Source organism: Streptosporangium sp. NBC_01810 (assembly GCF_035917355.1).
In the GTDB taxonomy this organism is placed as follows: domain Bacteria; phylum Actinomycetota; class Actinomycetes; order Streptosporangiales; family Streptosporangiaceae; genus Streptosporangium.
The window spans coordinates 4,895,541-4,921,858 of record NZ_CP109070.1 but is presented as its reverse complement, the minus strand read 5'-3'; the positions used below and the strand labels follow the sequence as shown (position 1 = coordinate 4,921,858).

The 26,318-nt window shown below is 69.0% G+C and carries 25 protein-coding genes and 2 pseudogenes; 15 read left to right on the top strand and 12 right to left on the bottom strand.

Features of this window, described 5'->3' with window-relative positions; translation table 11 throughout:
- The first annotated feature begins 501 nt into the window (after window positions 1-501).
- Window positions 502-1,335, top strand: coding sequence for an ATP-grasp domain-containing protein (locus tag OIE13_RS21435; protein ID WP_326637021.1), 834 nt, complete (start codon window positions 502-504; stop codon window positions 1,333-1,335).
- 135 nt (window positions 1,336-1,470) lie between these two features.
- On the opposite strand, the gene OIE13_RS21430 is transcribed toward OIE13_RS21435, so the two are convergent.
- Window positions 1,471-2,247, bottom strand: a complete 777-nt coding sequence (locus OIE13_RS21430) for a hypothetical protein (protein ID WP_326828619.1) — start codon at window positions 2,245-2,247, stop codon at window positions 1,471-1,473.
- A 195-nt stretch (window positions 2,248-2,442) separates the two neighbouring features.
- Complete coding sequence (locus OIE13_RS21425) at window positions 2,443-2,622, bottom strand: SDR family oxidoreductase (RefSeq protein ID WP_442811528.1); 180 nt, start codon at window positions 2,620-2,622, stop codon at window positions 2,443-2,445.
- A 212-nt stretch (window positions 2,623-2,834) separates the two neighbouring features.
- On the opposite strand from OIE13_RS21425, the gene OIE13_RS21420 reads away from it, so the two are divergent.
- Genes OIE13_RS21420 through OIE13_RS21400 form a run of 5 tightly spaced genes read left to right on the top strand, consistent with a single transcriptional unit; the run spans window position 2,835 to window position 8,653 of the window.
- Window positions 2,835-4,688, top strand: coding sequence for an ABC transporter substrate-binding protein (locus OIE13_RS21420; RefSeq protein ID WP_326828618.1), 1,854 nt, complete (start codon window positions 2,835-2,837; stop codon window positions 4,686-4,688).
- 27 nt (window positions 4,689-4,715) lie between these two features.
- Window positions 4,716-5,729, top strand: a complete 1,014-nt coding sequence (locus OIE13_RS21415; RefSeq protein ID WP_326637027.1) for an ABC transporter permease — start codon at window positions 4,716-4,718, stop codon at window positions 5,727-5,729.
- Window positions 5,730-5,734: 5 nt separating this feature from the next.
- The gene (locus OIE13_RS21410) at window positions 5,735-6,616 is read left to right on the top strand and encodes an ABC transporter permease (RefSeq protein ID WP_326646994.1); all 882 of its coding nucleotides are present in this window, start codon (window positions 5,735-5,737) and stop codon (window positions 6,614-6,616) included.
- Between the two features lie 58 nt (window positions 6,617-6,674).
- Window positions 6,675-7,655, top strand: a complete 981-nt coding sequence (locus OIE13_RS21405) for an ABC transporter ATP-binding protein (RefSeq protein WP_326637029.1) — start codon at window positions 6,675-6,677, stop codon at window positions 7,653-7,655.
- Window positions 7,652-8,653, top strand: a complete 1,002-nt coding sequence (locus OIE13_RS21400; protein ID WP_326828617.1) for an ABC transporter ATP-binding protein — start codon at window positions 7,652-7,654, stop codon at window positions 8,651-8,653. The genes OIE13_RS21405 and OIE13_RS21400 overlap by 4 nt, the downstream gene beginning before the upstream one ends.
- 228 nt (window positions 8,654-8,881) lie before the next feature.
- On the opposite strand, the gene OIE13_RS21395 is transcribed toward OIE13_RS21400, so the two are convergent.
- Window positions 8,882-10,180 carry a DUF2252 domain-containing protein gene (locus tag OIE13_RS21395; RefSeq protein WP_326828616.1) on the bottom strand — a complete coding sequence of 433 codons (1,299 nt, stop codon included), beginning with the start codon at window positions 10,178-10,180 and terminating at the stop codon, window positions 8,882-8,884.
- 154 nt (window positions 10,181-10,334) lie between these two features.
- Between OIE13_RS21395 and OIE13_RS21390 the strand changes: the two genes are divergently transcribed.
- A complete protein-coding gene (locus OIE13_RS21390; protein ID WP_326637035.1) occupies window positions 10,335-11,120 on the top strand; it encodes a fibronectin type III domain-containing protein in 786 nt (261 codons plus the stop codon).
- A complete protein-coding gene (locus tag OIE13_RS21385) occupies window positions 11,117-12,169 on the top strand; it encodes a glycoside hydrolase family 18 protein (RefSeq protein WP_326637037.1) in 1,053 nt (350 codons plus the stop codon). The genes OIE13_RS21390 and OIE13_RS21385 overlap by 4 nt, the downstream gene beginning before the upstream one ends.
- A 230-nt stretch (window positions 12,170-12,399) precedes the next feature.
- Here the strand turns inward: OIE13_RS21385 and OIE13_RS21380 are convergent, their stop codons facing one another.
- The 5 genes and pseudogenes from OIE13_RS21380 to OIE13_RS21360 all read right to left on the bottom strand — a co-directional run.
- Window positions 12,400-14,139 (bottom strand): ABC-three component system protein, encoded by a 1,740-nt coding sequence (locus OIE13_RS21380; protein ID WP_326637039.1) that lies wholly within the window; start codon window positions 14,137-14,139, stop codon window positions 12,400-12,402.
- Window positions 14,129-14,389, bottom strand: a complete 261-nt coding sequence (locus OIE13_RS21375; protein ID WP_326637041.1) for an ABC-three component system middle component 6 — start codon at window positions 14,387-14,389, stop codon at window positions 14,129-14,131. Before OIE13_RS21375 ends, OIE13_RS21380 begins: the two co-directional genes overlap by 11 nt.
- Window positions 14,386-15,324, bottom strand: a complete 939-nt coding sequence (locus OIE13_RS21370) for an ABC-three component system protein (protein WP_326637043.1) — start codon at window positions 15,322-15,324, stop codon at window positions 14,386-14,388. The genes OIE13_RS21375 and OIE13_RS21370 overlap by 4 nt, the downstream gene beginning before the upstream one ends.
- Window positions 15,325-15,578: 254 nt before the next feature.
- On the bottom strand, window positions 15,579-15,782 hold the full coding sequence (locus OIE13_RS21365) for a hypothetical protein (protein ID WP_326828615.1): 204 nt from the start codon (window positions 15,780-15,782) through the stop codon (window positions 15,579-15,581).
- A 25-nt stretch (window positions 15,783-15,807) separates the two neighbouring features.
- Window positions 15,808-16,378, bottom strand: a pseudogene (locus tag OIE13_RS21360) (SDR family oxidoreductase); the annotation flags it as partial.
- A gap of 29 nt (window positions 16,379-16,407) precedes the next feature.
- Here OIE13_RS21360 and OIE13_RS21355 point away from each other — a divergent pair.
- Window positions 16,408-16,809 carry a Zn-ribbon domain-containing OB-fold protein gene (locus OIE13_RS21355; RefSeq protein ID WP_326637047.1) on the top strand — a complete coding sequence of 134 codons (402 nt, stop codon included), beginning with the start codon at window positions 16,408-16,410 and terminating at the stop codon, window positions 16,807-16,809.
- A gap of 169 nt (window positions 16,810-16,978) precedes the next feature.
- On the opposite strand, the gene OIE13_RS21350 is transcribed toward OIE13_RS21355, so the two are convergent.
- A complete protein-coding gene (locus OIE13_RS21350) occupies window positions 16,979-17,332 on the bottom strand; it encodes a hypothetical protein (protein WP_326637048.1) in 354 nt (117 codons plus the stop codon).
- Window positions 17,333-17,468: 136 nt separating this feature from the next.
- Here OIE13_RS21350 and OIE13_RS21345 point away from each other — a divergent pair, with 136 nt between their 5' ends.
- The 3 genes from OIE13_RS21345 (at window position 17,469) to OIE13_RS21335 (ending at window position 19,937) form a co-directional block, all read left to right on the top strand.
- Entirely contained in the window at window positions 17,469-18,215 is a 747-nt protein-coding gene (locus tag OIE13_RS21345; RefSeq protein WP_326637050.1) for a GntR family transcriptional regulator, read from the top strand.
- Window positions 18,216-18,613: 398 nt separating this feature from the next.
- On the top strand, window positions 18,614-19,219 hold the full coding sequence (locus OIE13_RS21340) for a GNAT family N-acetyltransferase (RefSeq protein WP_326637053.1): 606 nt from the start codon (window positions 18,614-18,616) through the stop codon (window positions 19,217-19,219).
- 43 nt (window positions 19,220-19,262) lie between these two features.
- Window positions 19,263-19,937 carry a copper homeostasis protein CutC gene (locus tag OIE13_RS21335; RefSeq protein ID WP_326637055.1) on the top strand — a complete coding sequence of 225 codons (675 nt, stop codon included), beginning with the start codon at window positions 19,263-19,265 and terminating at the stop codon, window positions 19,935-19,937.
- Between the two features lie 72 nt (window positions 19,938-20,009).
- On the opposite strand, the gene OIE13_RS21330 is transcribed toward OIE13_RS21335, so the two are convergent.
- Window positions 20,010-21,200 (bottom strand): DUF6986 family protein, encoded by a 1,191-nt coding sequence (locus OIE13_RS21330; protein WP_326637057.1) that lies wholly within the window; start codon window positions 21,198-21,200, stop codon window positions 20,010-20,012.
- A gap of 294 nt (window positions 21,201-21,494) precedes the next feature.
- On the opposite strand from OIE13_RS21330, the gene OIE13_RS21325 reads away from it, so the two are divergent.
- A complete protein-coding gene (locus tag OIE13_RS21325) occupies window positions 21,495-22,028 on the top strand; it encodes a hypothetical protein (protein WP_326637058.1) in 534 nt (177 codons plus the stop codon).
- A 59-nt stretch (window positions 22,029-22,087) separates the two neighbouring features.
- Here the strand turns inward: OIE13_RS21325 and OIE13_RS21320 are convergent, their stop codons facing one another.
- Together OIE13_RS21320 and OIE13_RS21315 are read right to left on the bottom strand one after the other, a co-directional pair.
- Complete coding sequence (locus tag OIE13_RS21320; protein ID WP_326828614.1) at window positions 22,088-23,389, bottom strand: FAD-dependent oxidoreductase; 1,302 nt, start codon at window positions 23,387-23,389, stop codon at window positions 22,088-22,090.
- 130 nt (window positions 23,390-23,519) lie between these two features.
- Window positions 23,520-23,690: pseudogene (locus OIE13_RS21315) on the bottom strand (acyl-CoA dehydrogenase family protein); the annotation flags it as partial.
- Window positions 23,691-23,856: 166 nt separating this feature from the next.
- Here OIE13_RS21315 and OIE13_RS21310 point away from each other — a divergent pair.
- Window positions 23,857-24,489: a hypothetical protein gene (locus tag OIE13_RS21310; protein ID WP_326637062.1), complete on the top strand. Its 633-nt coding sequence runs from the start codon at window positions 23,857-23,859 to the stop codon at window positions 24,487-24,489.
- A gap of 77 nt (window positions 24,490-24,566) precedes the next feature.
- The gene (locus tag OIE13_RS21305; protein WP_326637064.1) at window positions 24,567-26,312 is read left to right on the top strand and encodes a proline--tRNA ligase; all 1,746 of its coding nucleotides are present in this window, start codon (window positions 24,567-24,569) and stop codon (window positions 26,310-26,312) included.
- Window positions 26,313-26,318: the final 6 nt, after the last annotated feature.

Genomic DNA, 26,318 nt, shown 5'->3' with positions numbered 1-26,318 from the left:
CAGCTACGGCGCCCTGTTCTGAGCGGCCTCGCCATGAAAGCTTCAGCATCGGAGAGCCAACTGGGCGGCCGGAGAGTGAGCGACTACGGTCCGCACGCGGTACGGCGGGGTGGAAGGCGCGGAGGTGGGTGGGTGTTCCGGCCGGCGTATAAAAGCCCGCAACCACCGCGCCCGAGCAGGCCGGAGGCCTGAACCACCAGGGAGCGACTGAGACGGCCGGCCGGAGCACCCGCCCACCGGAGCGCGTACATCGATTCGCCCGTAAGTCGTGAGCGATGAGAACGCGACCGAGACAGCCAGAGCGCGTACATCGATTCGCCCGTAAGTCGTGAGCGATGAGAACGCGACCGAGACAGCTGGAGCGCACACTCGACCCGCCCGTAAGTCGTGCAGCCCGAGCCTCGGGAACGCGACGATCCACAGAGGCCACCCCGCAGTCGAGCACGCGGCTATCGGTAAGGTGCTCTATGTCTGATTGGTGCTGACACAAGGGGACAAGCAATGACCGCCTCTGCGGCGTACGTGACCTTCGCGGACCCGGACAAGATCGACGACGAGAAGGAGCTCGCCATCGCGGCCTGGGCCGAAGCGGGGATCACCGGCCACATCACCCAATGGGACGATCCCAGCGTCGACTGGGCCGCGTTCGACGCCGTCGTGGTCCGCACCACCTGGGACTACGTGACGAGGCGGGCGGAGTTCCTGGACTGGGCCCGCCGGGTGGAGTCCGTCACCCGGCTGCTCAACCCGGCCGCCGTGCTGGAGCGCAACACCGACAAGGTCTACCTGCGTGACCTGAAGGCCCCGATCATCCCCACCTACTGGGTCGGACCAGGCGAGGCCGCCGACTTCCCGATCCTCGACGAGTACGTGGTCAAGCCCTCGATCTCGGCCGGAGCCCGCGACACGATCAGGACCGCGGACCGCAAACAGGCCGAGGAACACGCCGCCAAGCTGGCCGCCAACGGCCGGACCGCGATGATCCAGCCGTACCTGGACATGGTCGAGGGCGAGGGGGAGACTTCGATGCTCTACTTCGGCGGCAGGTTCAGCCACGCCGTCCGGCGTAACCCGATGCTGACCGAGAGCGCCACCAAGCCGGGACAGGGCAACGAGCACGGGGAGCTCCGCACCCCCGACCCCGACCAGTTCGCCCTGGCCGAGCGGGTGCTCGGCGAGTTTCCCGAACTGCTCTACGCCCGGGTGGACCTGGTCCGGCTGGCCGACGGCAGCCCGGCCCTCATCGAGATCGAGCTTACCGAGCCCTACCTGTTCCTGAGCTACGCGCCCGGCGCCGACGCCAGCCTGGCGACCGCCCTGGCCAAGATGATCTGACGGCCCCTGAAACAGGCCCGCAGAGAGCAGGCCCGCAGCGAAAAGGCCCACAGAGAAAAGGGCCGCAGGAAACAGAACCGCGAAAACGTACCGGAAGCGGCGCGCGTCCCACGAAGGGACGCGCGCCGCGTTGGGTTACTGCGGCATTGCCACCGCGAGCGGGGTGACCCCGGCGGCGCGCAGCGCGTCCGGGAGCTTCCGTGCCCAGGTGTGTTCGTGCAGGTCGAGACCTTCGGGGTTGGCCACGACGAACCGGACGGCACCGCCGGCGGCGGCCTTCTCGGTCCAGGTGGCGCCGAAGCCGTTCAGCACCGCGATGACCTTGTCACGGTCGGACGCGGGGATCGTGACGCGGATCGGCGACTCGCGGTCCGGGATGGCCACCGCGGCCCTGGAGGCGTCGGGAGCCGGGGCGAGCGCCCGAGCCCGGGAGGACGACAGGTCGGCGGTGATCGCGTTGGCGAGGATCTTCGCCGTGCCGTCGGTGAGGGCGCGGAAGTTCGGGTCGGCGGCGAACAGCACCGCGTGGCCGGCGCCCACCGGCTCGTCGACCGTCGCGGCGGTCCCGCTGAGCTCCTCGGCGCCCAGTGCGAAACCGGACATGAACCAGTCGGGCGAGTCGGCGGCCGGGTAGGAGGACACCACGTGCGCCGGGTTGGAGGCCCGCATGACCAGGTCGTACTCGGTGAACTGCATGACGCTCGACCCGACGCCCTTGCTCAGCGGCCCCTGGGCCACGTTGGCGCGGAAGAGCGAGCCGGGGATGTCCGAGGTCGGCTCGGTGAGGGTCACGCTGGAGACACTGGCCAGGACGGCCAGCTGGGTGCCGCCGGCCCAGCCGACGTATCGGCCGCCGCCACTGACCCAGTCGCGCAGTGCAGCACGACCGGTCTCACCGAGACTGGGCGGCACCGGCAGGAAGGGCGATGGCGACGGCCAGAACGGCCGGTGCCATCACCTTGAAGCGCTTCAGCATGAGGTAAAGCTGTTATCTGGGAGAAATGATGGCAAGAGGTAAAATTTTACACTTGCGTTATGAATAGTGCTTTTGGGGCAAACTGTGACCGAAGGGGCGGATGCTCCGGTCGTGGGCGAAGAGTCCGGGAGCTACCCGTGGCCGGAGATGCCGCCGTCCACTGGGATCACGGTCCCGGTGAGATAGGCGCCGGCGCGCGAGGACAGGAAGATCGCGGTGCCCGCCATGTCGTCGGGGCGGCCGATCCTGCCCAGCGGGACGTAGGAGGCGACCGCCGCGCGCATCGTCTCGTCCTGGAGCGCGAAGGCCATCAATCTTCGACTCGAACGGCCCGGGGGCGATCGCGTTGACCGTGATCGACTCCCTGGCGAGCCGCTGGGGTCGTTTTGTGATAGAGGGCCTGAAAAATAATGTCGGCAAGAAAAACAAGAATGAAGCAATCTTCCATCGTGTGTTGACACGTGCTGTTTATATGGTGTGCCTTCGTTGTCAATGGAGCACCGATCCGAAGGTGGGGCACACCATGGCCAGAGCAGGGGCGCGCCTGGCGGCGATGAGCCTGGCGCTGTCGATGGCGACACTTCTCGTGGCGCACACATCCCCCTCTGCCGCGAGGACGTCCCAGGGGACGGCCGCGCGGGCACCCCGGACCGAGAAGAGCATCGTCCGGCTGGGCGCGACGCAGAGCATGGACTCGATGAACCCGTTCCTGGCGGTCCGGGTGGTCTCGACGTCGATCCACCGCTGGATGTACGGCTACCTCACGGTGCCCGACTCCAAGACCCTGAAGCCCAGCCCCGACCTCACCGAGTCGTGGGAGACCTCACCGGACAAGCTGACCTGGACCTTCACGATGCGCGCCGGCGCCACCTGGTCGGACGGCAGGCCCGTCACCGCCCAGGACGCCGCGTGGACCTTCAACAAGATCATGACGGATGACGGGGCCAAGACGGCCAACGGCCCCGCCGTCGAGAACTTCGACACCGTGACGGCACCCGACGACCGGACCCTGGTCATCACAACGAAGAAGCCCCAGGCCTCGATGCTGGAGCTGCCGATCCCGATCATGCCCAAGCACGTCTGGGAGAGCGTCCCGGACATCGGCACGTACCAGAACGAGACGTACCCCGCCGTCGGCAGCGGGCCCTACATCGCCGTCGAGCACAGGAAGAACGGTTATGTGAGGCTCAAGGCCAACCCGTCGTACTGGCGCGGCGCACCCGGCATCGACGAGTTGCACGTCATCTTCTACGAGAACCCCGAGGCGGCGATCGCCGGTCTGAAGAAGGGCGACATCGACTGGATCGGCCGGTTGGCGGGCCCGCAGTTCGGGGCCCTCACGGGCGACCCGAACATCACGCAGTGGAACACCCAGGGCCGCAGGGCCGGTTACCTGCAGTTCAACCCGGGCGCCGCGACGGCCGGCGGCGAGCCGATCGGCGACGGGCACCCCGCGCTGAAGGACGTCAGGGTCCGCCGGGCCATCCACCACGCGATCGACAAGAAGACCCTCGTCGAGCAGGTGCAGAACGGTCTCGCCGTACCGGCGGACGGCTCGATCATCCCGCCGATGTACCAGGAGTTCTTCTGGAAGGCCGAGGGCGACAAAGCCGTCACCTTCGACCTGGAGGAGGCCAACCGCATCCTCGACGAGGCCGGCTACGCCAAGGGCGCCGACGGGATCCGCACCATGCCCGACGGCGGGCGCAAGCTGGAGATGCGCTTCAGCATCCACACCGACGAGCCCGTCGAGGACAAGCTCGCCCAGTTCCTCACCGGCTGGCTGAAGGAGATCGGCATCCAGCTCACCACCCGCAGGCTCGACTTCAACAAGTTCACCGAGGAGACGGGTAGCACGGCGCTCTACGACATCGCGATCAGCGGCTGGTCCGTCAACCCGGACCCGGAGGAGGTCCTGGCCACCCACCTGTGCAGCCGCAGGCCCACCGCGAGCGGTCAGGGCGGCGGCACCGAGTCGTTCTTCTGTGACAAGGAGTTCGAGCGGCTCTACCAGGCGCAGCTGGCCGAACTCGATCGGGCCGCCCGGGTCAAGCTGATCAAGCAGATGCAGGAGCGGCTCTACACCGAGGCCCCCGTCGTCGCGCTCTACTACCCCAACAATCTGGAGGGCTACCGCAAGGACCGGATCGCCTCCATCACCCCGATCCCCGAGGACAACGGCATCCTGTACGGCGGAAGCGGCTACTGGCCGGTCTACTCGCTGCGTGCGGTGGAGCGCGCCGCCACCCCGGCCGGAAGCGGTTCGGGAATCGGCACCGCGGTGGCCGTCGCGGCGGCCGTCGTGCTGGTTCTCGGCGCCGGGATCATCCTCCTGCGCCGCCGCCGCCGCCGCGCCTCCGCCGACGACCGCGAGTAGCGGCCGATGCTCACAGCACCGCAGGAGATGAGGGACGACACCGGGGAGGGCGTTGCCCGCCGGGCCGTGGCGCGCTACGCGCTGGTCAAGCTCGGCGGGGCACTGCTCAGCATCGGACTGGTGATCGTCGCCACGTTCTTCCTGTTCCGCCTGATCCCCGGCGACCCCACCATCGCCTACACCCGCGACGTGCCGGTGACCCCCGAACAGCTCGCCCTGCTCAGACGGCAGATGGGTCTGGACCGGCCGCTGGGCGCGCAGTTCCTGGACTTCGTGGGCCGGACCCTCCGGCTGGACCTGGGCACCTCGTACGAGTACCGCAGGCCGGTCGCCGGGCTCATCGGCGAGCGGGTGGGGCCGACGCTGCTGCTGGTGGGCACCGGGCTGGCCGTCGCGGTCGGCCTGGGCATGTGGCAGGGCACCAGGGCCGCCTGGCACCACGGCGGCCGGTTCGACCGCCTCTCCACCGGGACCGCGCTGACCCTGTGGTCGGTGCCGACCTTCTGGCTGGGACTGCTGCTGCTCATGGTCCTCGCCGCGGGGATCGGCCCGATACCCGGCCTGTTCCCCACCCGGGGCATGCAGGACGTCGACGCCCCCGACGGGCCGCTCTACCTGCTGCACGTCGCCCATCACCTGGTGCTGCCCTGCCTCACCCTGGTCGCCGTCGTCTACGCGCAGTACCTGCTGGTCATGCGCTCCTCGCTCCTCGACGAGATCGGCCAGGACTACGTGACCACCGCCCGCGCCAAGGGCCTGCGCGACGATGCCGTCCGGCGCCGCCACGCGGTGCCGAACGCGCTGCTGCCGACGGTGACCCTGGTGTTCATGCAGATCGGGTTCGTGGTCGGCGGCGCGGTCTCGGTGGAGTTCGTCTACTCCTGGCCCGGCCTCGGGCTGCTGTTCGTCGAGGCGATCAGGGGACCCGACTACGCGGTGATGCAGGGCACCTTCATGCTCGTCTGCGTCGCGGTGATCGTCATGAACACGCTGGCCGACGTGGTCTACCACGTCCTGGACCCGAGAGTGAGGTCGGCTTGAGCGACATGAGCGCGGTGGCCCGCACCCGCCGCCGCGCCGCTCTGGCGCGGCTCCGCCGCCGGTACACCAGGCAGCGAGCAGGGCTGTACGGGGCGGTGATCCTGCTGGTCGCCGTCCTGGCGGCCCTGCTCACGCCGCTGGTCACCGACCCGTCCGGGATGGACGTGACGAAGGCGACGGGGGCCAGGATGGCGCCGCCGAGCACGGACTTCCCGCTCGGCACCGACGAGTCCGGCCGCTCGGTCCTGCTCATGCTCCTGTGGGGCGCGCGGGTCTCGCTGCTTATCGGATTCATGTCGGCGCTGCTCAGCATGGTGATCGGCACGGTGTTCGGCATCGCGGCCGGGCACTTCAGGGGCTGGATCGCCGCCGTGCTGATGCGCGTCACCGACTGGTTCCTGGTGCTGCCGTCGCTGGTCCTGGCCATGGTGCTCGCGGCCATCCTCGGCGGCGGCCCGTCCACGATCATCCTGGCGATCGGGGTGACCTCCTGGGCGTCCACGGCGAGGCTGATCCGGGCACAGACGCTGGCGGTCGAGGCCAGGCCGTACATCGAGAGGTCCAGGGCACTGGGCGCCGGGCACTGGCACGTGATGACCCGGCACGTGCTGCCGAACGTCGCGCCGCTGGTCCTGGCCAACACCACGCTCATGGTGGCCGGTGCCATTGTCACCGAGTCCACTCTCGCCTTTCTCGGCGCGGGCTCCGGCCAGGTGTCGTGGGGCGGCATGCTGCGCGGCTCCTACGACTGGGGCGCGGCCACCTCGGGAGCCTGGTGGTACGTGCTGCCGCCCGGCCTGTGCATCGTGGCGGTGGTCCTGGCGTTCACCCTCTGCGGGCGCGCCCTGGAGACCGTACTCAACCCGCGGCTGAGGGGAGCCTTGTGACCCTGCTCGAACTGCGCGACCTGGAGACCGTACTCGACCCGCGGCTGAGGGGAGCCTCGTGACCCTGCTCGAACTGCGCGACCTGGCGGTGACCTACCGGGGCGCGGCCGGGGACGTGCCCGCCGTGCGGGGTGTCTCGCTCGGCCTGGCGTCCGGCGAAGCCCTCGGTGTGGCGGGGGAGTCGGGGTCGGGCAAGTCGACGCTGGCCATGTCCCTGCTGCGGTTGCTGCCCAGGGACGCGTCGGTGTCCGGGGAGATCCTGCTGGACGGCGAGGACGTCCTGACGATGAGCTGGGGGCGGTTGCGCGCGGTCCGGTGGGCGTCGGCCTCGCTGGTCTTCCAGGGGGCCCAGCACGCGCTGAACCCGGTGCGCCGGATCGGCGACCAGATCGCCGAGCCGCTGCGGGTGCACGGCATGGCGACCGGGGCCGAGGCGCGGCGCAGGGTGGCGGAGTTGCTGGAGCAGGTCGGCCTGCCCGCCTGGCGGGCGCGGGGCTACCCGCACGAGCTCTCCGGCGGGCAGCGCCAGCGCGTGATGATCGCCATGGCGCTCGCCTGCTCACCCCGCCTGATCGTCGCCGACGAGCCGACCACCGCGCTGGACGTGATGATCCAGGCGCAGGTGCTCTCGCTGATCCGCTCGCTCATCGCCGAGCACGGGATCGGCCTCATCATGATCTCCCACGACCTGTCGGTCCTGGCGGCGACGTGTGACCGGCTGGCGGTCATGTACGCGGGCCGGGTGGTCGAGTCCGGTCCCGCGCGCGAGGTCTTCACCGGCGGGCGACACCCCTACAGCAGGGCGCTGGCCGAGGCGTTCCCCACCGTCGGCGACCCCGCCTCCAGGATGGCGCCCAGAGGACTGGGCGGTGATCCGCCCGACCCCGCGCACCTGCCCGCGGGCTGCTCCTTCCACCCCCGCTGTCCGGTCTCGCTCGCCTCGTGCGCGTCGGAGCCGGTCGAGTTGCGGGCCGCGGGTGACCGTACCGGAGCGCCGCACACCGCCGCGTGCGTCCACGTCGGGGAGGAGACCCGATGACCCTGCTCGAAGCACGGGAGGTGCGGGTGGAGTTCGTCTCGCGCGGACGCCGAGCCCGCGCGGTGGACGGGGTGAACCTCACGGTGGGCGAGGGGGAGATCGTCGCGCTGGTCGGCGAGTCGGGCTGCGGCAAGACGACGCTGGCCAGGACCCTGCTCGGTCTGGAGCGGCTCACCTCGGGATCGGTTCGCTACGGCGGGGCCCCGCTGACCTACTCCTCGCGGGCACTGCGGGCCCACCGGCGCGAGGTGCAACTCGTGCTCCAGGACCCCACCGGATCGCTCAACCCACGGCACACCGTCTACGAGGCGGTGGCCGAGGGGCCGCGCATCCACCGGCTGCCCGGCGAGGGCGACCTGGTCGCCTTGGCCCTGTCGAGGGCCGGGCTGCGTCCTCCCGAGCGCTTCTTCGACCGGCACCCGCACGAGCTGTCCGGTGGCCAGCGCCAGCGCGTCGTCATCGCCGGAGCTCTCGCGCTGGAGCCCAGGGTGCTGGTCGCCGACGAGCCGGTGGCCTCGCTGGACGCGTCGGTACGCGGCGAGATCCTCGCCCTGCTGCTCCGCCTCCGCGCGGAGCTGGGCCTGTCGGCCCTGGTCGTCACCCACGACCTCGGGCTGGCCTGGAACATCGCCGACCGGGTCGCGGTGATGTACCTCGGCAGGATCGTCGAGTCGGGGCCGGTGGAGCGGATCCTCACCTCGCCCTCGCACCCGTACACCCAGGCACTGCTGTCGGTCCTGCCCGAGTCGCCGTCGCCCGTCGTGCTGGGCGGCGAGCCGCCGGATCCCACCCGGATCCCGGCCGGCTGCCGCTTCCACCCGCGCTGCCAGACCCTGGCCTCGGGCGCGGCGGCCGAGGCGGGGGTCGACGGGCTGTGCGCGTCCGGGGAACTGCCCGTCCTGCCGTCCTCGGCCGGGGCCCAGGTCGCCTGCCACCACGCTGAGGCCCGCTCCGCCCGGTACGAGGCGGAGGCGGAAACGGGGGCGGAGCGACTGTGAAGTGAGGCGGACCGCACCCGGGCACGGTCCTTCCCGAAGGACGTTCACGGAGGACGTTCCCGAAGGACGTTCACGGAGGACGTTCACGGAGGACGTTCCCGAAGGGCGTTCACGGAGGACGTTCCCGAAGGGCGTTCACCGAGGACGTTCCCGGAGCCCGCCTTCCGAGACCGATCACAGGGGCCGGTCTCGGAGGCAGGGCCCGGGGGCCGGGTTGGGAAGCCGATCTCAGAGGCCGGGGAGGAGACCGTTCCTGAACAGGTCGACGAAGAGCCCGTGGTCGGCCCTGGCCCGCGCCCCGTAGGCGTGCGCGAAGCCGACCAGGGTGCGGGTGAAGCCCTCGACGTCGCCGTCGATCACGGCCACGATCGCGTCCTCGGTGGAGAAGTCGACCAGGTCGTGGCTGGACTCGTCGTCGGCCACCGAGTGCATCCTGGCCACCGCCCGGCCCAGGTCACGGATGACCGAGGAGAGCTCGTCCGGCTCGTTGACGTCGCCCCAGTCCAGGTCGGCGGTGTAGGGGGAGACCTCGGCGACCATCTGGCCGACGCCGTTCAGCGTGGTGTAGCCGAGCCACGGGTCGGCGTACGCCTGCAGGGCCCGCTGCGACTCGGCGGTGCGGTGGCCCTGGTGCTTGAAGTAGCCGTGCACCTTCTCGTCCGTGACGTGCCGCGCCACGGCCGGGACCTGGGCCTGCTTCATGTAGAGGATGACGTCGTTCTCCAGGGCCTGGGTGTGACCCTCAAGCAGCATGTTGTACGAGGGCAGCCCGGCCGAGCCGATCCCGATGCCGGTGCGGAGCGCGAAGTCCTTGATCTTGTGCTGGACCGTCGAGACGGCGGGAAGGGTCGTCAGGTAGTCCTGGAAGGCCGCCTCCACCAGTTGCCGGGTCTCCTCGTCGACCGGGTAGCGGCCGTCCATGAGGGCGAACCTGCGGTCGAAGTTCTCGATGGTGGTCTCCGTCTCCAGCAGCGCCACCCGGGTGTTCAGCCGGGCGTGCTGCAGCACCCGGTGCAGCACGCCGGTGGTGGTCTCCAGGGTCAGCGAGCCGATCGCGTCGTCCCCGCCCTCCGAGATGCCGGCCAGCTCGGTGAGGTAGGCGCCGGCGAACTCGGTCACCAGGGCGGTGATGACGTCGTCGGACAGCGCCTTGGCGTATCCGATGAGCGCGATGCTGGCCGAGAAGCGCCGCAGGTCCCAGATGTACGGTCCGACAAAGGCCTCGTCGAAGTCGTTGACGTTGAAGACCAGCACGCCCGAGGCGTTCATGTAGGTGCCGAAGTTCTCGGCGTGCAGGTCGCCGTGGATCCAGACCCGCCTGGTCTGGTCGTCCAGGAACGCGTCGTCGGCGAATTCGCCGGTCATGTCCGCGTAGAACAGGCAGGCGCTGCCTCGGTAGAAGGCGAAGGGCGAGGCGGCCATTTTCCGGAACTTGCGCCGGAAGGCCGCGGGGTCGCGCTTCATGGAATCGCCGAACTCGGTGATCAGGACGTCGAGAATGTGCGCCGAGCGCCCATCGATGGTCATGGTCCGCACGCTAGGGCGTACGACCGAAACTCCGCCAGTTCCGAAACATCACAGATCTGGAACGCACCAATGGCCAGGTCTGTTTCCTGTGCGGTTCGCGCCTGCTGCCGGCCACTCCGACTGACCGCCGCCCGCCGTCGGTGGCCTGAAGTTCGTGGTGAGCAACCCCGGCACCACTCAGGTCACCGGCTGGTCGATCACCTTCGACCTGCCCGCCGGGGTCACCGCGAGCGCCGCGCAGAACGGATCGCTGAACCAGAGCGGGCGCCAGGTCACGCTGAGCCCGGCCCACTACAACACGACCGTGGCGGCACGCGGTACCACCGAGCCGTACAGCCCCGCGTTCACGCTCAGCAGCGCGTCCGCAGAGCCGGAGAACTGCAGGATCAACGACGTCAGGTGCGACGGCGCCGCCGACACGCCGCCCGGCGCGCCCGGCAACCTGCGCTCACCGGTCAAGACCACCAAGACCGTCTCGCTCACCTGGGACGCCTCGACCGACAACAAGGGCATCGCCGGATACGAGGTCTACACCGGCGCGGCCCTGGCCGCGACGGTGACCGGCACCTCCGCCACGGTGAGCGGGCTGTCGCCGTCCACCGAGTACACCTTCACCGTGAAGGCCCGCGACCTGTACGACAACATGTCGGCGGCGAGCACCGCGCTGAAGGTGAGCACCGACGGACATCATCGGCAGCGGATACGCCAGGATCGGCTACTTCGTCCAGTGGGGCATCTACGGCCGCCAGTACTTCGTGCGCAACCTGGACACGACCGGTGCCGCCGCGAAGCTGACCCACCTCAACTACGCCTTCGGCAACATCGACCCGGTGAACCTGACGTGCCTGCAGGGCGTCACCAAGGGCACCGCGGCCAACCCGCAGGACCCGAACCAGGGCGACCGCCGGCGATGCGGACGCCGACTACGGCAGGCCGATGAGCGCTGCGCAGTCGGTGGACGGCGTCGCCGGCTACGGCTGGGAGAAGCTGCGCGGCAACTACAACCAGCTCCGCAAGCTCAAGGCGAAGTACCCGAACCTCAAGGTGCTGATCTCGCTCGGCGGCTGGACGTACTCGAAGTACTTCTCCGACGTGGCGGCCACCGACGCGGCGCGCAAGAAGTTCGTGAGCTCCTGCATCGACACGTACATCAAGGGGAACCTGCCGGTCTACAACGGCGCGGGCGGCCCCGGCAGCGCCGCCGGGATCTTCGACGGCATCGACCTGGACTGGGAGTGGCCGGGCGCGGAGGGGCACGCGGGCAACCACATCGGCCCGAACGACAAGGCGAACAACACGCTGCTGATCGCCGAGTTCCGCAGGCAGCTCGACGCGCTGACCCAGGAGACCGGTAAGCGCTACCAGCTCACCGCCTTCACCCCCGCCGACCCGGCGAAGATCGCCGCCGGGTGGGACCTGCCCGAGGTCGCCAGGTCCCTGGACATCTTCAACGTCCAGGGCTACGACTTCCACGGCGCGGGCAGCGACAACTCCTGGGAGCCCAACCGGGCCGGACACCAGGGCAACCTGTACGCCGACGCCGAGGACCCGTACCCGTACCCGTTCCACTTCAGCGTCGAGAACACGGTCGACGTCTATCTCCAGGCGGGGGTGAACCCGCGCAAGATAACCATCGGTCTCGCGTACTACGGCCGAGGCTGGCAGGGCGTCGCCGACGGCGGAAGGTTCGGCGAGTGGCAGGCGGCCACCGGTGCGGCGCCGGGGCAGTTCCCGGACGAGGCGGGCACTCGCGGGTACGCCAACCTGCTGGCCTCCGTGCCGGGATGCACGGTGAGACACGACGAGCAGTCGGTGGCGACCTACTGCTACACCGGCAACGGCGGTCAGTCGTGGACCTTCGACGAGGTCTGGTTGATCGGGAAGAAGACCGCGTGGCTCCGGAGCAAGGGCCTGCTCGGCGCGATGGTCTGGGAGATGTCCGGTGACACCGGCACCCTGACCACCGCCCTGGACGCGGGTCTGAGGTAACCGTTCCGGCGGCGTTCCCAGGGTGACCACTCCTGAGGCGGTCTGAAGGTCACCATTCCGGAGGATCGTCTTCGCGGCGTCCGATGTCGCGAAGACGGTCTTCCTCGGTGCCCCGAACTCGTGTCGCGGAGCACCCCGGGCTGACTCTCGGTCGGAAGCCAGAGCCGCCAGGGCGGCCCCGACGAATTTGACATGACGGATAGGGGTCGATCCAGAACGGGGAGTGACCGTTAAAATCTGAAGCCGAACAGTCCGCCATCCGGCTGGTCGGTCAGATGAGGCTCGATGATGTGAGGATTCGCGTCGAACCCCATTGAAACCGCCTTGTTCAGATCGTCGGAGTTCATGGTGACGATGTATTGCATCCGCTCGGTCTTGGTAACCTCGGCCGCCAACTGGAGGGCTCGTGCCACCTGACGTTCGTCCACACCGTCGTACAGATGGCTGTCGTGAACAAGGAAGTCCGGACCCCGGCCGGCACGGTGGGCGATGACGGCGGCGGTCAGGTCGAAGCAGAAGATCACCATGTTATGGATTCCCCTGCTCCCGTCGTCCTCGATCTTGGGCTCGATCTGCATTCGCTGCTTACCCGGGCTGAAGGTCAGATAGGGGTTTTTCCCGTCTCCGTACAGGCGCCGGGCGTACGTGTTGAAAAGGCTGCTCGCTTCGAAAGTGATGGTGTCCCGGTCCTCAAGGTCGGTCACCATCTCCTGTTCGAGCTCAAGGCGTTTCGCCTCGATCTCCCGTCGGCTCGCCTCGAGCGCCTGCGCGGCCTGGAACCGGTGACGGAGAGACTCAAGATGCGCCTGTTCGCGAGCCAGGGCATATTGCAGGGAGTTGAGCGCGTCAAGCGCGCCACCCGAGTTCAGCGTATGCAGGAGGGCGGCTTGTCGCTCGCCGAGTCGCGCGCGCGTCCGGGTGCGCTCCTCCAGAAGTCGACGGAGCCGGGATATCTCCTCGTGTAACTGCTTCTCACGGTTTCGGACCACGGTCTCGTGGAAGGCGCGCACATCGTCGAACCGGCGGCGCACCTCCTGGCCGAGAATCAGGTTCAACTGCTTGTAGGCCGATTCTAGATACCGGTCATCCGGCTCGGCTACCTCGTCGACGGACTGTTCCATGTCCTGAAGGTTGCGTCGGTCTACCGCTTCGGATGCCCGGATTGACCGGATGCGCCGATCGAGCTCGTCGGCCTCCCGGCGAATGTTCTCGTATTCGGGGACGACCTGAAAACTCGCGATCTGGCGCTCAAGTTCGCTCACCCGCTGTTCTATGGCGCCGATTTCCCCTCGGAGTTCGGCGGAACGGCCGACGATTTTCCCCCAGACAGGATCTTTCGCGGCTTCGACGAGCTTCTTTCTCGTGGCCTCCTGATTGGACAGGAGGCGATACCGTGCTGCCAGGCCGACGTCCAGGCCGAAGAGATGGCACAGGTTGACCATCGCGTCGTGAGGCGACTGCTGGGCGAATGTCCTGGTGGGCTCAAGAAAGCCTCCTGCATCGACACGGCGGATCGCGAATGACAACAGCGTCCGGCCGCTGACTTCCGCTCCTTCGGAGTCGACCCTGTAGAGATCCCGTTCCATCGCCCACTGCCAGTCTTTCGTCGACACCTCGGCGGCGTGTTCGAACAGGACCCTGGGGGACCTCCGTGTTATGTCCGGATCGAGTGTCACTCTGTTCGGCCGTGTCGCCGAGCGCGTCACCGTCAAGGGCTCCGGCCGGCCCGGCCAGTCAAGTTTCAGCCTGAATGTGTGGTCGCGGAGCTTCTCGCCGGCCCAGACCGCCTTGGGTTCGTTGCGGGCACCCAGCAGAAAATGCAGTAACTCGACCATGCTCGACTTGCCGGCACCGTTGCGACTGTCGGTGTCGGTGGAGGCGTCGGTGCGTTCGGCGACCAGGAGGTTCAGCCCCGCCCCAAAGTGGATCGTCCGGAACCTGTCGTCGTCAGAGGTCAGGCTACGCAGCATTGTCACGAGCCCGGAAAATCAACATGTCCTGTTCAAGCTCGACCAGGCCCAGGGCGTAGAGCAGGTCGAGCGCGAGAGCGAACCACCAGAACGTCAGGGGCGCCCGATGGTCGTTGTCCTCGCGCCAGGTCAACAGGCGGCGCCAGGCCTGGGTGACGGTCACGGGCTGACGCCCGGTGGCCATCACGATCTGAGCCCCCACAGCCAGCAGGGCGCGCTGGGGAGCGACCCCTTTGGTCGGCACGATCACGTGGTCACTCCCATCTCGGCCTCCGGGACCCAACCCGTGGGCGGCACCTTGAAGATCTCACATTCACCGAAGAAGTACATCAGGACAACGAGCGCGTTCAGTTCCATAGGGGATTGTTGCGAGGCATTGCCGAGAACGTGTCGCTCAAGCCGCCAGAGGATGTTGTCGGAGTCCTCACACGTCTGGGCGATCATCTCGTAGTGCTCGCGAAAGCCCGCCGCGACCTCGTCCCTCTCGTTGGGATCGAGCCTGCTCCGGTAGTAGTCCTCCACGTGGTTGACGTAGGACAGAGCGAGCTTCATGCGATGCTGAATATCCCAGGAGAACCCGTTGTATTCCATTTTCTTGAGCGGAGGTCTGGGGATGGCCGGTAGGTCTTCGAGGGGGCGTCGGTATTCGGCGAGGTGATCCAGGAGCGGGATCAGCTCCTCAAGCACGACGCTGACAACCACCGGCTCTGCGGGAAACGGGCCAAGGAAGTCCTCGACCTGCCACTTCTCCATCCTGCAGAGTTCGGTATAGAAGTGCCGCCGGCCGAAGTTCTCGAAAAAAAGTTCGGGATGATCGTTGCGTGCGGTCGCGAGTAGCGATGTCAACTCGGGATGTATGCCTCTGCGGTCGTTGTGTACGAAGACGAAGGTGCCGAACTCGCCATCGCGCTTCGCGATGGCCTTGGCGAGGTCGGTCCGGAACTTGCGGGCGATCTTAGAGGGAGCGACGGTCTGTGGCGCGTAGCACGCGTACAGCTTCTTCCCGATCAGGAGAAGGCCGTCCGCCCCTTGGTCGCCGAGACGTCCAGCGGTTCGGACATTTAGGAAGCCAGGGTTCAGAACATGCATAACTTCATGGAAGAAATCCTCGAACCCTTCACCGTGAAGTTCGTCGAGCTTCGCATTGAGCATGAAACGAATCGACGAACGCTCCCAGATCTCCAAGTACCCCTCCGTGGGCCTCGCTTCGATACGCCTGACGAGTTTTGAACTCGATGAGCCTGAGGGAGGATAGCCGGAGTAGGTGGGGAGCGTGGGTGGATTCCAGGCATCGAGGCTTGGAAAATCCAAGTTCGCGGTGAATTACCGTTTTGTTGGTTTTGCTGTACGGTGTTTGCTTGTCGTCATGGCCAGAGCTGTTGGTTGTCCCGGATCTGCTGACTTCCTGCATCTACATACCGGCAAATAGGGAAAAATTCTCAGTCTCGCCAAGGTTGTGCGGGAAAGCTGGAGTATGCGGCAGTGGTGCCCCGATACTCGCCTTCTTCGCTCGCGGCGTCCCTGAGCAGCACCGGCCGGCCCTGGGGCCAGCGGTCCATGTGGACCTGGCTGATCGAGTCGAAGTAGAAGTCCCGGGCGTCCCGCATCGCGTCCCGCAGTCGGGGAGCCTCGGGGAAGCGCACCCTCCGCGTACGTCGTACGACCCGGCTAAGGGTGCCGGTTGGAGACCGAGACGACCTCGCCGGTCATGTACGTGGAGTACTCGCTCGCCAGGAAGACGATCACGTTGGCCACCTCCCACGGTTCCGCCGAGCGGCCGAAGGACTCGCGGGAGGTCAGCTCGGTGAGCAGTTCGTCGGTGGTGACCTTAGCCAGGAAGGGGTGCATGACCAGAGAGGGGGCCACCGCGTTGACTCCGGATGCCGTGCGGGGCGGCCTCCAGGGCGGCGCACCTGGTCAGGGCCATCACCCCGGCCTTGGCGGCCGCGTAGTGCGACTGGCCCTCCTGGGCGCGCCAGCCGATCACCGAGGGGTTGTTGACGATCACTCCGGAACCCTGGAGGACCATCAGCCGCAGGGCGGCCCTGGTACAGCGCATCGTGCCGGTGAGGGGCACTCCCAGGACGGCGTCCCACTACTCGTCGGTCATCTCCACCAGCCGCGCCGTACCGCCCAGGCCCGCGTTGTTGACCACCACGTCCACCCGCCCGTGCGCCTCGGTCACCGCGTCGAACATGGCGCGCACCTCGGCCTCGGAGGTGACGTCGCAGGGCACCGCGAGCGGCTTGACCCCACTCAGCTCGGCCCGTGCCCGCCGCCCTCGGTCCGGCGCCGGTCTATCGTGACTCGGCGGAGTGGTGGAAGCGGACCGCCGGAGGGGAGTTCGTGCTCCAGAGATGCGACTCCTGCGCCACGCCGCGCTTCCCCGCCCGCGCCTACTGTCACCGCTGCAGGACCCGCGAGTGGCACTGGGAGCCCATCGCCCCCGCCGGTCGCGTCGAGAGCTGGATCGTCAGCCACCAGCCCTTCCTGGCCGGGGTGAGCGAGCCGTACACGGTGGTGATGGTGCGGCTGGACGAGGCGCCGGTGTGCGTCATGTACGGCAACTGGCGCGGTGCGGAGCCGCCGGTCGCGGGTCTGGCCGTCCGGGCGTGCCCCAGGGTGGTGGACGAGGAGCTCTCGCCGATCGACTGGTGCCCGCTCGGCTGAGGATCGCCGTCATGGTCGCGCCACGGTAGCGGCCCGGCGGGTCCCGTCCCGCCGGGCCGCGCTCCGGAGATGGGGAGCGCGCCCTGGCGGGCGTGGGGGACCCGCCAGGACGCGTTCCGCTCCGGCGCGATGGCGGAGGACCCCGGCGAGGGGTGGGGTCCTCCGCCGGCTAGTCGCGCGCGGAGTCTGTGTCGGCGAAGGCGCGGACCCGGTGGCCCGCCTCCTCCACCGCGAGATCGTCGTCAGGCATGGGCCGCCGGTAGTGCCGCGAGATGAGGCGTGCCGCCCCGACCGGGTCTTCGGCCGGATGCGAGGACTGAACGCCATCCTCGTTCCAGACAAAAAGCCCGTTCTTGCACCAGACGGTTAGATCGGTCAGCACCGAGAGCACGGACATCCCGCGCCCGTTGCTCTGGTAGGTGTGGGTGAATCCCTGGCGGTGCAACGCGTAGCGCAGTAAACGTGTTGCCTCGCTGGGGTCGCACCAGGGCAGATGCGGCGTATCCGCACGGACCGACAGCACCGGCCTCCACCCCCTCGCTGACCTTTCGATGGATTTGTACCAACGATTGGATAATGCGGGTCTCGGGAGGTCGGGTCAAGGGGCTGTTCCCCACTAGAACCAGATCGTCTAGTTTTGTTGGCACAAAGGGGACTTAATGGCGCGGTCAACGCTGTATCAACTGGTGGCCTCCGATCTGAGGAGGACCATCTACTCCGGTGCGCTCGGACCAGGGGATCAGCTGCCGACCGAGGCGGAGCTCATGATCGTGCACCAGGTGAGCCGGAACACCGTGCGGCTCGCTCTCGGCGAGCTTGTGAACGAGGGCCTGGTCACCCGCACCCCCCGCAGGGGCACCGTCGTGCGGGAGCGCCGCCCGCTGCTCATGCACCCCCAGCGCGAGCTGCAGCCGCGGCGTGAGGAGACCCTGGAGGCCTTCGCCTGGGCGGTCTCGCAGGAGGGGCGCGCGCCGAGCCAGGAGATCGAGGTCTCGATCGTGCAACCGGCCGAGGAGATCGCCAGCAGGCTGGAGCTCTCGGACGACGAGCTCGCCGTGGTCCGCCGCAGGCTGCGCTTCGTGGACGGCCAGCCCTACAACACCAACGACTCCTACTTTCCGCTGGCCCTGGTCGCCGACTCCGAGATCACCCGCCCCGGCGACATCAGGCGCGGGGCCAACAAGGTTCTCGAGGAGCTCGGCCACCGGCAGGTGCGGATGGTGGACGACATCTGGGCGCGGATGCCCAACAGCGCGGAGACCGAGCGGCTCCAGCTCCAGCTCGGCACGCCGGTCGTCGTCTACATCCGGGTCGGTTACGACGAGGAGGACACCCCCGTGCGCGTGGCGGTGTCGGTACTGCCCGCGGACAAGCACCTGATCAGGTACGAGCTGGAAAGCCGTTGACATCTCCGTAACCGCCCTGACGGGCCGGCCTCCGCCCCGCTCGCGTCGCGGGCGACCACCGGGCCGCGTCCGCCGGGCGGCCGGGTCCCGCCTTCCCCACCCGCCCGTGCTCCTCCCGTTCGGCGCCCTCCGGTCCGTGTCTTCCCCGGTCCCGGCAGTCTCGCCCGAGGTCCCCCCGCTCGTCGCCCTCCCGCCTGCGCCTCTCCCGCCTGCGCTTCTCATGCTTCTTGCGCCTCTTGCGCCTGCTGCGCCTCTTGTGCCTGTCGCACCAGCCGGCGTCTCCTCGCCGCTCGCCCCAAGCCCCTAGGCATCCGCCTAGCCCGACACGGGTGCCGTGCGCCATCGTGCGGTCACGCTCCGTGTTAACTCGCGTACCGAACGCAACGAAGGGATGAACCATGCACTCGAACACCGCCAGTCCCACCACCGCGCGCCCGTTCACGCTGCGCAGGGCCACGGACGGTGATCTGGACGAGGTGCTCGCGCTCCTCGCCGAGACCGCCGGGTGGCTGAACCGCCGCGGCGTGCGGCAGTGGCCCGCCGCCGGCTTTCCCGCCGAGCGCATCACCCCGCTGATCGGCGAGGGCGTCATGTACCTGCTGGACGGGGAGAACGGGCTCGCCGCCACCCTCGCCCTGGACACTCACGCCGACCCCGAGTTCTGGGCTCCGCAGGACGAGCCCGGTTCGGCGCTCTACGTCCACAAACTGGCCGTGGCGCGCGCCCACGTCGGCCGGGGGCTGGGAGAGGTGCTGCTGGACTGGGCGGGCCTGCGGGTCCTGGCCCTGGGGAGAAGATGGCTCAGGCTTGACTGCTCCAAGGACAACTCAAGACTTCAGGACTACTATCGGGGGCAGCGTTTCGCGCACCTCCGCACGGTCGACCTGTCGCATCGCGCCTCCGGCGCCCTGTTCCAGCGGCCGGGTGGCCTGCGCGCCCACGGATCAGGTCTCGCGCTGCCCTTCTCGGACCGGCGAGGGTCATCCGTCCCCGAGCATGTCTGAACCACGGCGATCTCAGGGCAAACCCATCCGATAGCCTCCATTCATGACCGGATCCTTGCTTGAGGTGATCACGCTTGACGTGCGTGATGCCGTCGCGGCCGAAGCCGGTGGCGCCGATCGCCTGGAGGTCGTCGCCGATATGGCCGTAGGCGGGCTCACCCCGGCGCCGGAGACGGTCGCGGCGATCTCCAAGGAGTGCGCGCTGCCGCAGATGGTGATGCTGCGCGGCGAGGCCTCGTTCCTGGCCACGCCCGAGTCGCTGAAGGCCCTGAGCCGCCAGGCCAGGGCACTCACCGACGCGGGCGCGGCCGGGTTCGTGTTCGGGTTCCTCGATCGGGCGGGGGTGGTCGACCTGGCCGCCACCGAGGTACTCATCCACGCGGTCGCGCCGCTGCCCTGGACCTTCCACCGGGCGGTGGACCATGCGGCCGACATCCAGGCGAGCTGGCGTGCCGTCCGGCTGCTGCCCAACCTCGCCACCGTGCTCACCTCTGGCGCGCCCGGTGGCGTGGCGGACGGGCTGCCGCTGCTCAAGGCCCGGTGCGAGGCCGGCGACGGCCCGCTGATCATGGCCGGGGGCGGGCTGAGGCCGGGCCATGTCGGGGCACTGATGGAGTACGGCGTGCGGGCCTTCCATGTCGGCAGCGCCGTGCGGGCGTCCTGGTCGGACCCGGTCGACACCCGCAGGGTCCGCGAGTGGCGCGCCCTGGTCGACTGAGGCGCGCAGGGAGCCGCTGCCGGGTCGCCCCGATCAGGCGTCACCGCCGGCCGGGCGGACCGGCGATCGAGGTCAGGGCGTCGACGGAGCCGGGGTGGGGTCCAGGGCCAGGTCGGCACGGCGCAGGGCGGCGGTCATGGTCTTGATCGTGGCGGGCTCGTCCATCACGCCCTCGCCCGCCTCGCGCCGCTCCCGCCAGGCACGCACCCGATGGGCGTACTCCCGGTAGCGGGACAGGTGGAAGGCATAGACCGTCGCGTACCGGCTGACCAGGTGTGACGGGTGCATGTCCCAGCCCTGGTAGAAGCCGTGGCCCAGGGAGTGCCCGACCAGCTCCGCGTGGCGCCGCCACAGCTCCTGCACGGCCCGCCGGTCATCCGAGGCGGGAGAGGCCGCCAGCGAGCCGTCCGAAAGTTCCACGCCGGTCCCGGCGAAGACCGTCTGCATGACGTGCCGGGCGTGGTCACAGGCGGGATGGTCCAGCCGCTGCTCGTGCGGGGGCAGGGCGCAGCTCGCCGTGTAGTCGAAGACGCCGAAGTGCGCCGCGGCCAGCCTGCCCCGCAGGGAGGCGACCAGGCCGGAGTCGAGGAAGCGCACCGTCTGCGGCGCCTCCACCTGGATCTCGAACCGGAGCGTGCCCTCACGAAGGCCCAGCCCGTCCTCCAGCGCTCGCAGGCAGTCGGCGAACTGGTGGAGATAGGCCCTCATCAGCACCTTCGGGAAGGTGACCACGAATCCCTCGGGCAGGTGCCCGACCCGCTCGACCACGCCGGTGAGGAAGCCGTCCAGCGTCCTGAGGGAGCGGACCGGGTCACCGTCGGCGAACGACTTCACCCGTAGCCCCCAGCGGCGAGGGAGTGTTCCAGCCATGTGCATGGCCGCGAGCGCCTCGGCGGCGCCGCGGGTGTGGCCGTCCTCCTCCTCGGGACGCGGCCCGTACCCGTCCTCGAAGTCGACGCGCAGGTCCTCGACGGGCTCCTCACCGAGTTTGGCGAGCACCCTGCCGTGGACGGCTCCGGCGACGTCCCCGTCCACGCCGAGGATCGCGGCCAGGTCGCCCTCCGGCAGGTGCCGCCGCATCAGCTCCAGCGCGGCGTCACCCCACGCCCGCACCGTCCCGGCGTCGAACCGGTCCGCGGGGACGTAGACCGTGTGCACCGGCTGCCACCCGACCGGCCCGTACGGGTACAGCGCGGACTGCTCGCGATGAGTCCGCTCGAAGCCCGGGATCAGTGCGGACGGGTCGGCGAGCGTGACGCGCATGCTGATGCTCCTCTGAGGACGTGCCGGTATGGACGTGCCGGTATGGACGTGCCGGTTCGAACCGGACGCGCCGTTTTGAACGCACCTTAGCCCCAGCTCCTCGCCGCCGATCACCGCAGATGATCGCCGATCGCCACCGATCGCCGCTGATCACCGCCGTCACTACCGTCATCGCCGTCATCGCCGTCACCGCCGCCCCATGCTGACCAGCGGACTCAGCCGGTCCCAACCGGAGCACAAGTCACCATGGCTAAACTTTGCCACCGCAGTTCGATCACTCGTCGATGGGATGACATGAACAGACTCAAGGGGCTCTCCGCGCTGGCCGGGTCCCTGCTGGCCGTACTGCTGATGACGCAGGCGTCTCCGGCCGCCGCGGCGTCCGCGCCCGCGAAGCCCAAGGTGGCCGTGTCGGTGAAGGCGAGCCCGGCCAAGCACGCCGGCAAGTGCCCGGTGACCGTCGGCTTCACGGCGAAGATCAAGGTAAGCGGGCCCACCGTGGTGGCCTACCGCTGGCTCAGGGGCGACGGCTCCAAGAGCGCGGTGAAGACCGTCAAGGTGAACGGGACGAAGATCCTGAAGGATCGCGCCACCTTCCGCGGCAACCTGAAGGGCTGGCAGGCGCTTCAGGTGCTGAGCCCGCGCAAGGTCGTCTCCAAGAAGGCGAACTTCACGATCTCCTGCGCGCCGCAGAACGGCGGCGGTAACGGCGGTAGTGGCGGTGACGGCGGTGACGGCGGCGTCGACCCGCAGGGCCCGGCGGAGGGGCAGGGCCCCGACGGTCCGGGTGGCGAGCAGGGCGGCACCGAGAGCGGGAACGGCGAATAGCGCGAACAGCGCCCTGGCCGCGGCCACGCCCCGGTTCTCCGGGCGTGGCCGCGGCCGCGTCATTGACGGCCACAGGCGGTGAGCATGGCGGCGAGTCCGAGGAGTTTCACCCGCTCGCCCCGGTCGAGGGACCTGGCCAGTGCCGCCTCGGCGGCCTCGATGGACAGCCAGTGCTCGTAGGTGATCGGTGAGACGCCCCGGGAGGCGAGGAGGTCGTCCGGGTCCGTGCGGCGTACCGGTTCGTGGCCGGCGAGATCGGCGAGAAGGGTGTGGACCGTCTCGGCGGCGTCGGACTTGTTGGTGCCGATCACACCGCTGGGACCACGCTTGAGCCAGCCCGCCACGTACTCGCGGTCGCGGACCCGGCCCGCCTCGTTCGGCACGGTCATGGTGGCCTCGGAGAAGGGAACGCCGGGCAGCGGCACGCTCTGGTAGCCGACCGAGCGCAGCACCATGCCGACCGGGAGGGTCTCGAACTCGCCGGTGCCGACCACCCGGCCCTCCACCAGCCGGGTTCGCTCCAGCTTGAGCGCCTCCACCCGCCCCTCGCCGAGGATCTCCACCGGGCGCATCCAGAACCGCACGTCCAGCCGCCGGGGACGGCCCGTCAGGCCGCGGGCCGCCCAGCTCTGCAGGACCTCGACGTTGCCCCTGATCTGCCGGGACGCCGCCGAGACGTCCGCGACGCTCTCCTCGGGCCGCACCCGCACGTCCGCGTTGGTCAGCTCGCCCAGCTCCCTGAGCTCCTTCAGGGTGAACTTGGCGTGCTCGGGTCCCCGGCGGCCGACCATGTGGATGGCCTTCACCTCGCTGGCGGCCAGCCGGTCGAGCGCCTCCTGTGGCACGTCGGTGGCGCGCAGCTCGTCGGCGGTCTTGGCCAGGATGCGCACCACGTCGACCGCAACGTTCCCCACGCCGATCACCGCGACCTCGGGGCTGTCGAGGACGAAGCGGTCGCCCGGCACGTCGGGGTGGCCGCAATACCAGTTGACGAAGTCGGTGGCGGCCACGCTGCCCGGCAGGTCCTCGCCGGGTATGCCCATCCGCCGGTCCACCATCGCGCCGGTGCAGTAGACCACGGCGTCGTAGCAGTCGAGCAGATCGGTGACGCCGACATCCTTGCCGAACTCGACACCGCCGAGGAACCGCACGTCAGGAAGTTCCAGCACGCCGCGCAGGTAGCCCGCTATCGACTTGATCGAGGTGTGGTCGGGGGCCACCCCGTAGCGCACCAGCCCGTACGGGGTCGGCAGCCGCTCCAGCACGTCCACCCGCAGGGGCACGGTGGCCTGTTTCCTCAGGGCCTCGGCCGTGTAGATCCCGGCCGGCCCCGACCCCACGATCGCGACTCGCAGCGACATATCGCCTCCCAGGGCACTGGCTGTCATAACGCGATTCTGTAGTACCGGTGCCCGCCGGGCCAGTCTGAAGGTCCTTAGTGATCGCCTCCACGGCCGGTACCGCGGTCTGCAGATAGGGGTGGGGCGACAGGACGCGGCCGACCTCCTCGCACACGACGGCCGCCTCGACCATGCCGCAGCCCGCGCCGCCGTACTCCTCGCCGACCGCCAGGCCGGCCACGCCCAGCTCGGCGGCGAACCGGCCCCAGGGGGCGTCCGGGTGCCGGGAGAGGAAGGAGCGGACGGCGTCACGGAGCCCCACACGCTCCTCGGAAAGGCTTGGGGAAACGCTCGGGAAAGGACTCACGGCAACACTATAACCAAGCGATCGCTTGTCTTGTGAAATTTACCTTGCCCTGGACGTTAGCACAGGTCAGATATACTGCCGGTGGCCACGAGTACATGTGATCGGGGGATCGGTGGCTTCGGTGGAACGCAACTACACGCTTGACTTCGTCGCGGGGGACCGGCGGGATCGCGCCATTCTCCGGCACATGGTCCTCTCGCTCTTCGTGGGGATGCTGTTGGGTGGCGTCGGAGCGCTGCTGGCCTACGGGCCCGACCTGCCTTACGCCATCTACAACTCGTGCGCGTACATCCTCCTCGTCGTCGTCGTGGGGCGGACCGCGGCCGGTTTCGGCTGGGCGGTGCTCTCCAGCATGCTCGCCGCGTTCGGGCCGCTGCTCTCGGTGCTGGCCGCCACCCTCTTCGAGCCGGAGGACTCGTTCACCAGGCTCGGTGACGACGTCGCCACGATGAACCTCACGCTCGTCAACCTCGTGGCGATCGGGGTCTTCTCCTACCTGGCCAAGCGCCCCGACCGCTGGGGAGGTCTCGCGGCCGGAGGGGCGGCCGGGCTGTCCCTGTTCGAAGGCATCGACAAGATGGTGCCCGGCGGCCCCGAGTACGTTCCCGGCTTCTGGCCGTGGGGAACGGTGGTCGTGGCCGCGCTCGCGGCGGGGATGCTGATCGCACTGGCCCGCAGGTGTGACCGGATCTGCTCCACACTGGTCGCGCTGGCCTTCGGGGCCTTCCACTTCGTCTTCCTCACCGGGCTCTGAAGCGGTCGACGGCAGACAATCGGCTTGCCGGACTCGATAGCCTGTAGAGCATCGATCCCCACTAGCTAGGAGTAGCCGTGCTGCTGCGCATGTCGTCGCTGTTTCTTCGAACGCTGAGGGACGACCCGGCAGACGCGGAAGTGCCGAGCCACAAGCTGCTCGTCCGCGCCGGTTACGTCCGCCGCGTCGCCCCCGGCGTCTACTCCTGGCTGCCACTCGGCAAGACGGTCCTGGAGAACGTCACGCGCGTCGTGCGCGAGGAGATGAACCGCATGGGCGGCCAGGAGGTGCTCTTCCCCGCTCTCCTGCCCCGTGAGTACTACGAGGCGACCGGCCGCTGGACCGAGTACGGGGACACGCTCTTCCGCCTCAAGGACCGCAAGGGGGCCGACTACCTGCTCGGTCCCACCCACGAGGAGATGTTCACCGACATGGTCAAGGGGGAGTACTCCTCCTACAAGGACTATCCGGTGACCCTCTACCAGATCCAGACGAAATATCGCGACGAGGCCCGGCCTCGGGCCGGCATCCTGCGCGGGCGCGAGTTCGTCATGAAGGACTCCTACTCCTTCGACCTCGACGACGAGGGTCTCAAGCACTCCTACGAGCGCCACCGCGAGACCTACATCAAGACCTTCGACAGGCTCGGCATCTCCTACAAGATCTGTTTCGCCACGTCAGGTGCGATGGGCGGGTCGGCCTCCGAGGAGTTCCTCGCCCCCGCGGCCACCGGCGAGGACACCTTCGTGGCCTGCCACGCCTGCGGCTACGCGGCCAACGCGGAGGCCGTCGTCACCCCCGCCCCGGCCGCCGAGGGCGCCGGCGAGCGTCCCGCCATGCGGGTGCTCGACACCCCCGGCACCCCGACCATCGAGTCGCTGGTCAACCACGTCAACGAGCACCACGGCCTCGGCATCACCGCCGCCCGGACGCTCAAGAACATCGTGGTGAAGGTGACCGTCCCCGGCTCGGGCAAGACCGAGACCCTGGTCGTCGGCGTGCCCGGAGACCGCGAGGTCGACTTCAAGCGGCTGGAGGCCTCCCTGGCCCCCGGCGAGCCCGCCATCTTCGAGGCCGAGGACTTCGCCAGACACCCCGGCCTGGTCCGCGGCTACATCGGCCCGCAGGTCCTCAAGGATCTCGGCATCCGCTACCTCGTCGACCCCCGCGTGGTCGACGGCAGCGCCTGGGTGACCGGCGCCAACGAGCCGGGCAAGCACGCCGCGGACGTCGTCGCGGGCCGTGACTTCGTCGCCGACGGCACCATCGAGGCCGCCGAGGTCCGCGCGGGCGACGCCTGCCCGGTCTGCGGCTCCGGCCTCTCCATCGACCGCGGTATCGAGATCGGCCACATCTTCCAGCTCGGCCGCAAGTACGCCGACGCCGCGAAGCTCGACGCCCTCGGCCCCGACGGCAAGCCGGTCCGCATCACCATGGGCTCCTACGGCATCGGCGTCTCCCGTGCCGTGGCGGTGCTGGCCGAGCAGCGGCACGACGAGCTCGGTCTTCTCTGGCCCCGCGAGATCGCCCCTGCCGACGTCCACATCGTGGGCACCGGCAAGGACGGTCAGATCGAGGCCGCCCTCCGGATCGCCGAGGAGCTGGCGGGCCGCGGCCTGCGCGTCCTGGTGGACGACCGCCCCGGTGTCTCGCCGGGGGTGAAGTTCAAGGACGCCGAGCTGCTCGGCATGCCGACGATCCTGATCGTCGGCCGAGGCCTCACCCAGGGCGTCGTGGAGCTGCGCGACCGAGCCACCGGCGCCAAGGAGGAGATCCCGCTCGCCGAGGCGGCAGACCGCGTCGTGGCGGCCTGCCAGGAGTGAACCCGC

What these genes read in the sequence shown, in the direction of transcription:
- OIE13_RS21435 (WP_326637021.1), top strand. Translation starts at nt 502, where the DNA reads ATGACCGCCTCTGCGGCGTACGTGACCTTCGCGGACCCGGACAAGATC.
- OIE13_RS21425 (WP_442811528.1), bottom strand. Translation starts at nt 2,622, where the DNA reads ATGGCCTTCGCGCTCCAGGACGAGACGATGCGCGCGGCGGTCGCCTCC.
- OIE13_RS21420 (WP_326828618.1), top strand. Translation starts at nt 2,835, where the DNA reads ATGGCCAGAGCAGGGGCGCGCCTGGCGGCGATGAGCCTGGCGCTGTCG.
- OIE13_RS21415 (WP_326637027.1), top strand. Translation starts at nt 4,716, where the DNA reads ATGAGGGACGACACCGGGGAGGGCGTTGCCCGCCGGGCCGTGGCGCGC.
- OIE13_RS21410 (WP_326646994.1), top strand. Translation starts at nt 5,735, where the DNA reads ATGAGCGCGGTGGCCCGCACCCGCCGCCGCGCCGCTCTGGCGCGGCTC.
- OIE13_RS21400 (WP_326828617.1), top strand. Translation starts at nt 7,652, where the DNA reads ATGACCCTGCTCGAAGCACGGGAGGTGCGGGTGGAGTTCGTCTCGCGC.
- OIE13_RS21395 (WP_326828616.1), bottom strand. Translation starts at nt 10,180, where the DNA reads ATGACCATCGATGGGCGCTCGGCGCACATTCTCGACGTCCTGATCACC.
- OIE13_RS21385 (WP_326637037.1), top strand. Translation starts at nt 11,117, where the DNA reads ATGAGCGCTGCGCAGTCGGTGGACGGCGTCGCCGGCTACGGCTGGGAG.
- OIE13_RS21380 (WP_326637039.1), bottom strand. Translation starts at nt 14,139, where the DNA reads ATGCTGCGTAGCCTGACCTCTGACGACGACAGGTTCCGGACGATCCAC.
- OIE13_RS21345 (WP_326637050.1), top strand. Translation starts at nt 17,469, where the DNA reads ATGGCGCGGTCAACGCTGTATCAACTGGTGGCCTCCGATCTGAGGAGG.
- OIE13_RS21340 (WP_326637053.1), top strand. Translation starts at nt 18,614, where the DNA reads ATGCACTCGAACACCGCCAGTCCCACCACCGCGCGCCCGTTCACGCTG.
- OIE13_RS21335 (WP_326637055.1), top strand. Translation starts at nt 19,263, where the DNA reads ATGACCGGATCCTTGCTTGAGGTGATCACGCTTGACGTGCGTGATGCC.
- OIE13_RS21330 (WP_326637057.1), bottom strand. Translation starts at nt 21,200, where the DNA reads ATGCGCGTCACGCTCGCCGACCCGTCCGCACTGATCCCGGGCTTCGAG.
- OIE13_RS21325 (WP_326637058.1), top strand. Translation starts at nt 21,495, where the DNA reads ATGAACAGACTCAAGGGGCTCTCCGCGCTGGCCGGGTCCCTGCTGGCC.
- OIE13_RS21320 (WP_326828614.1), bottom strand. Translation starts at nt 23,389, where the DNA reads ATGTCGCTGCGAGTCGCGATCGTGGGGTCGGGGCCGGCCGGGATCTAC.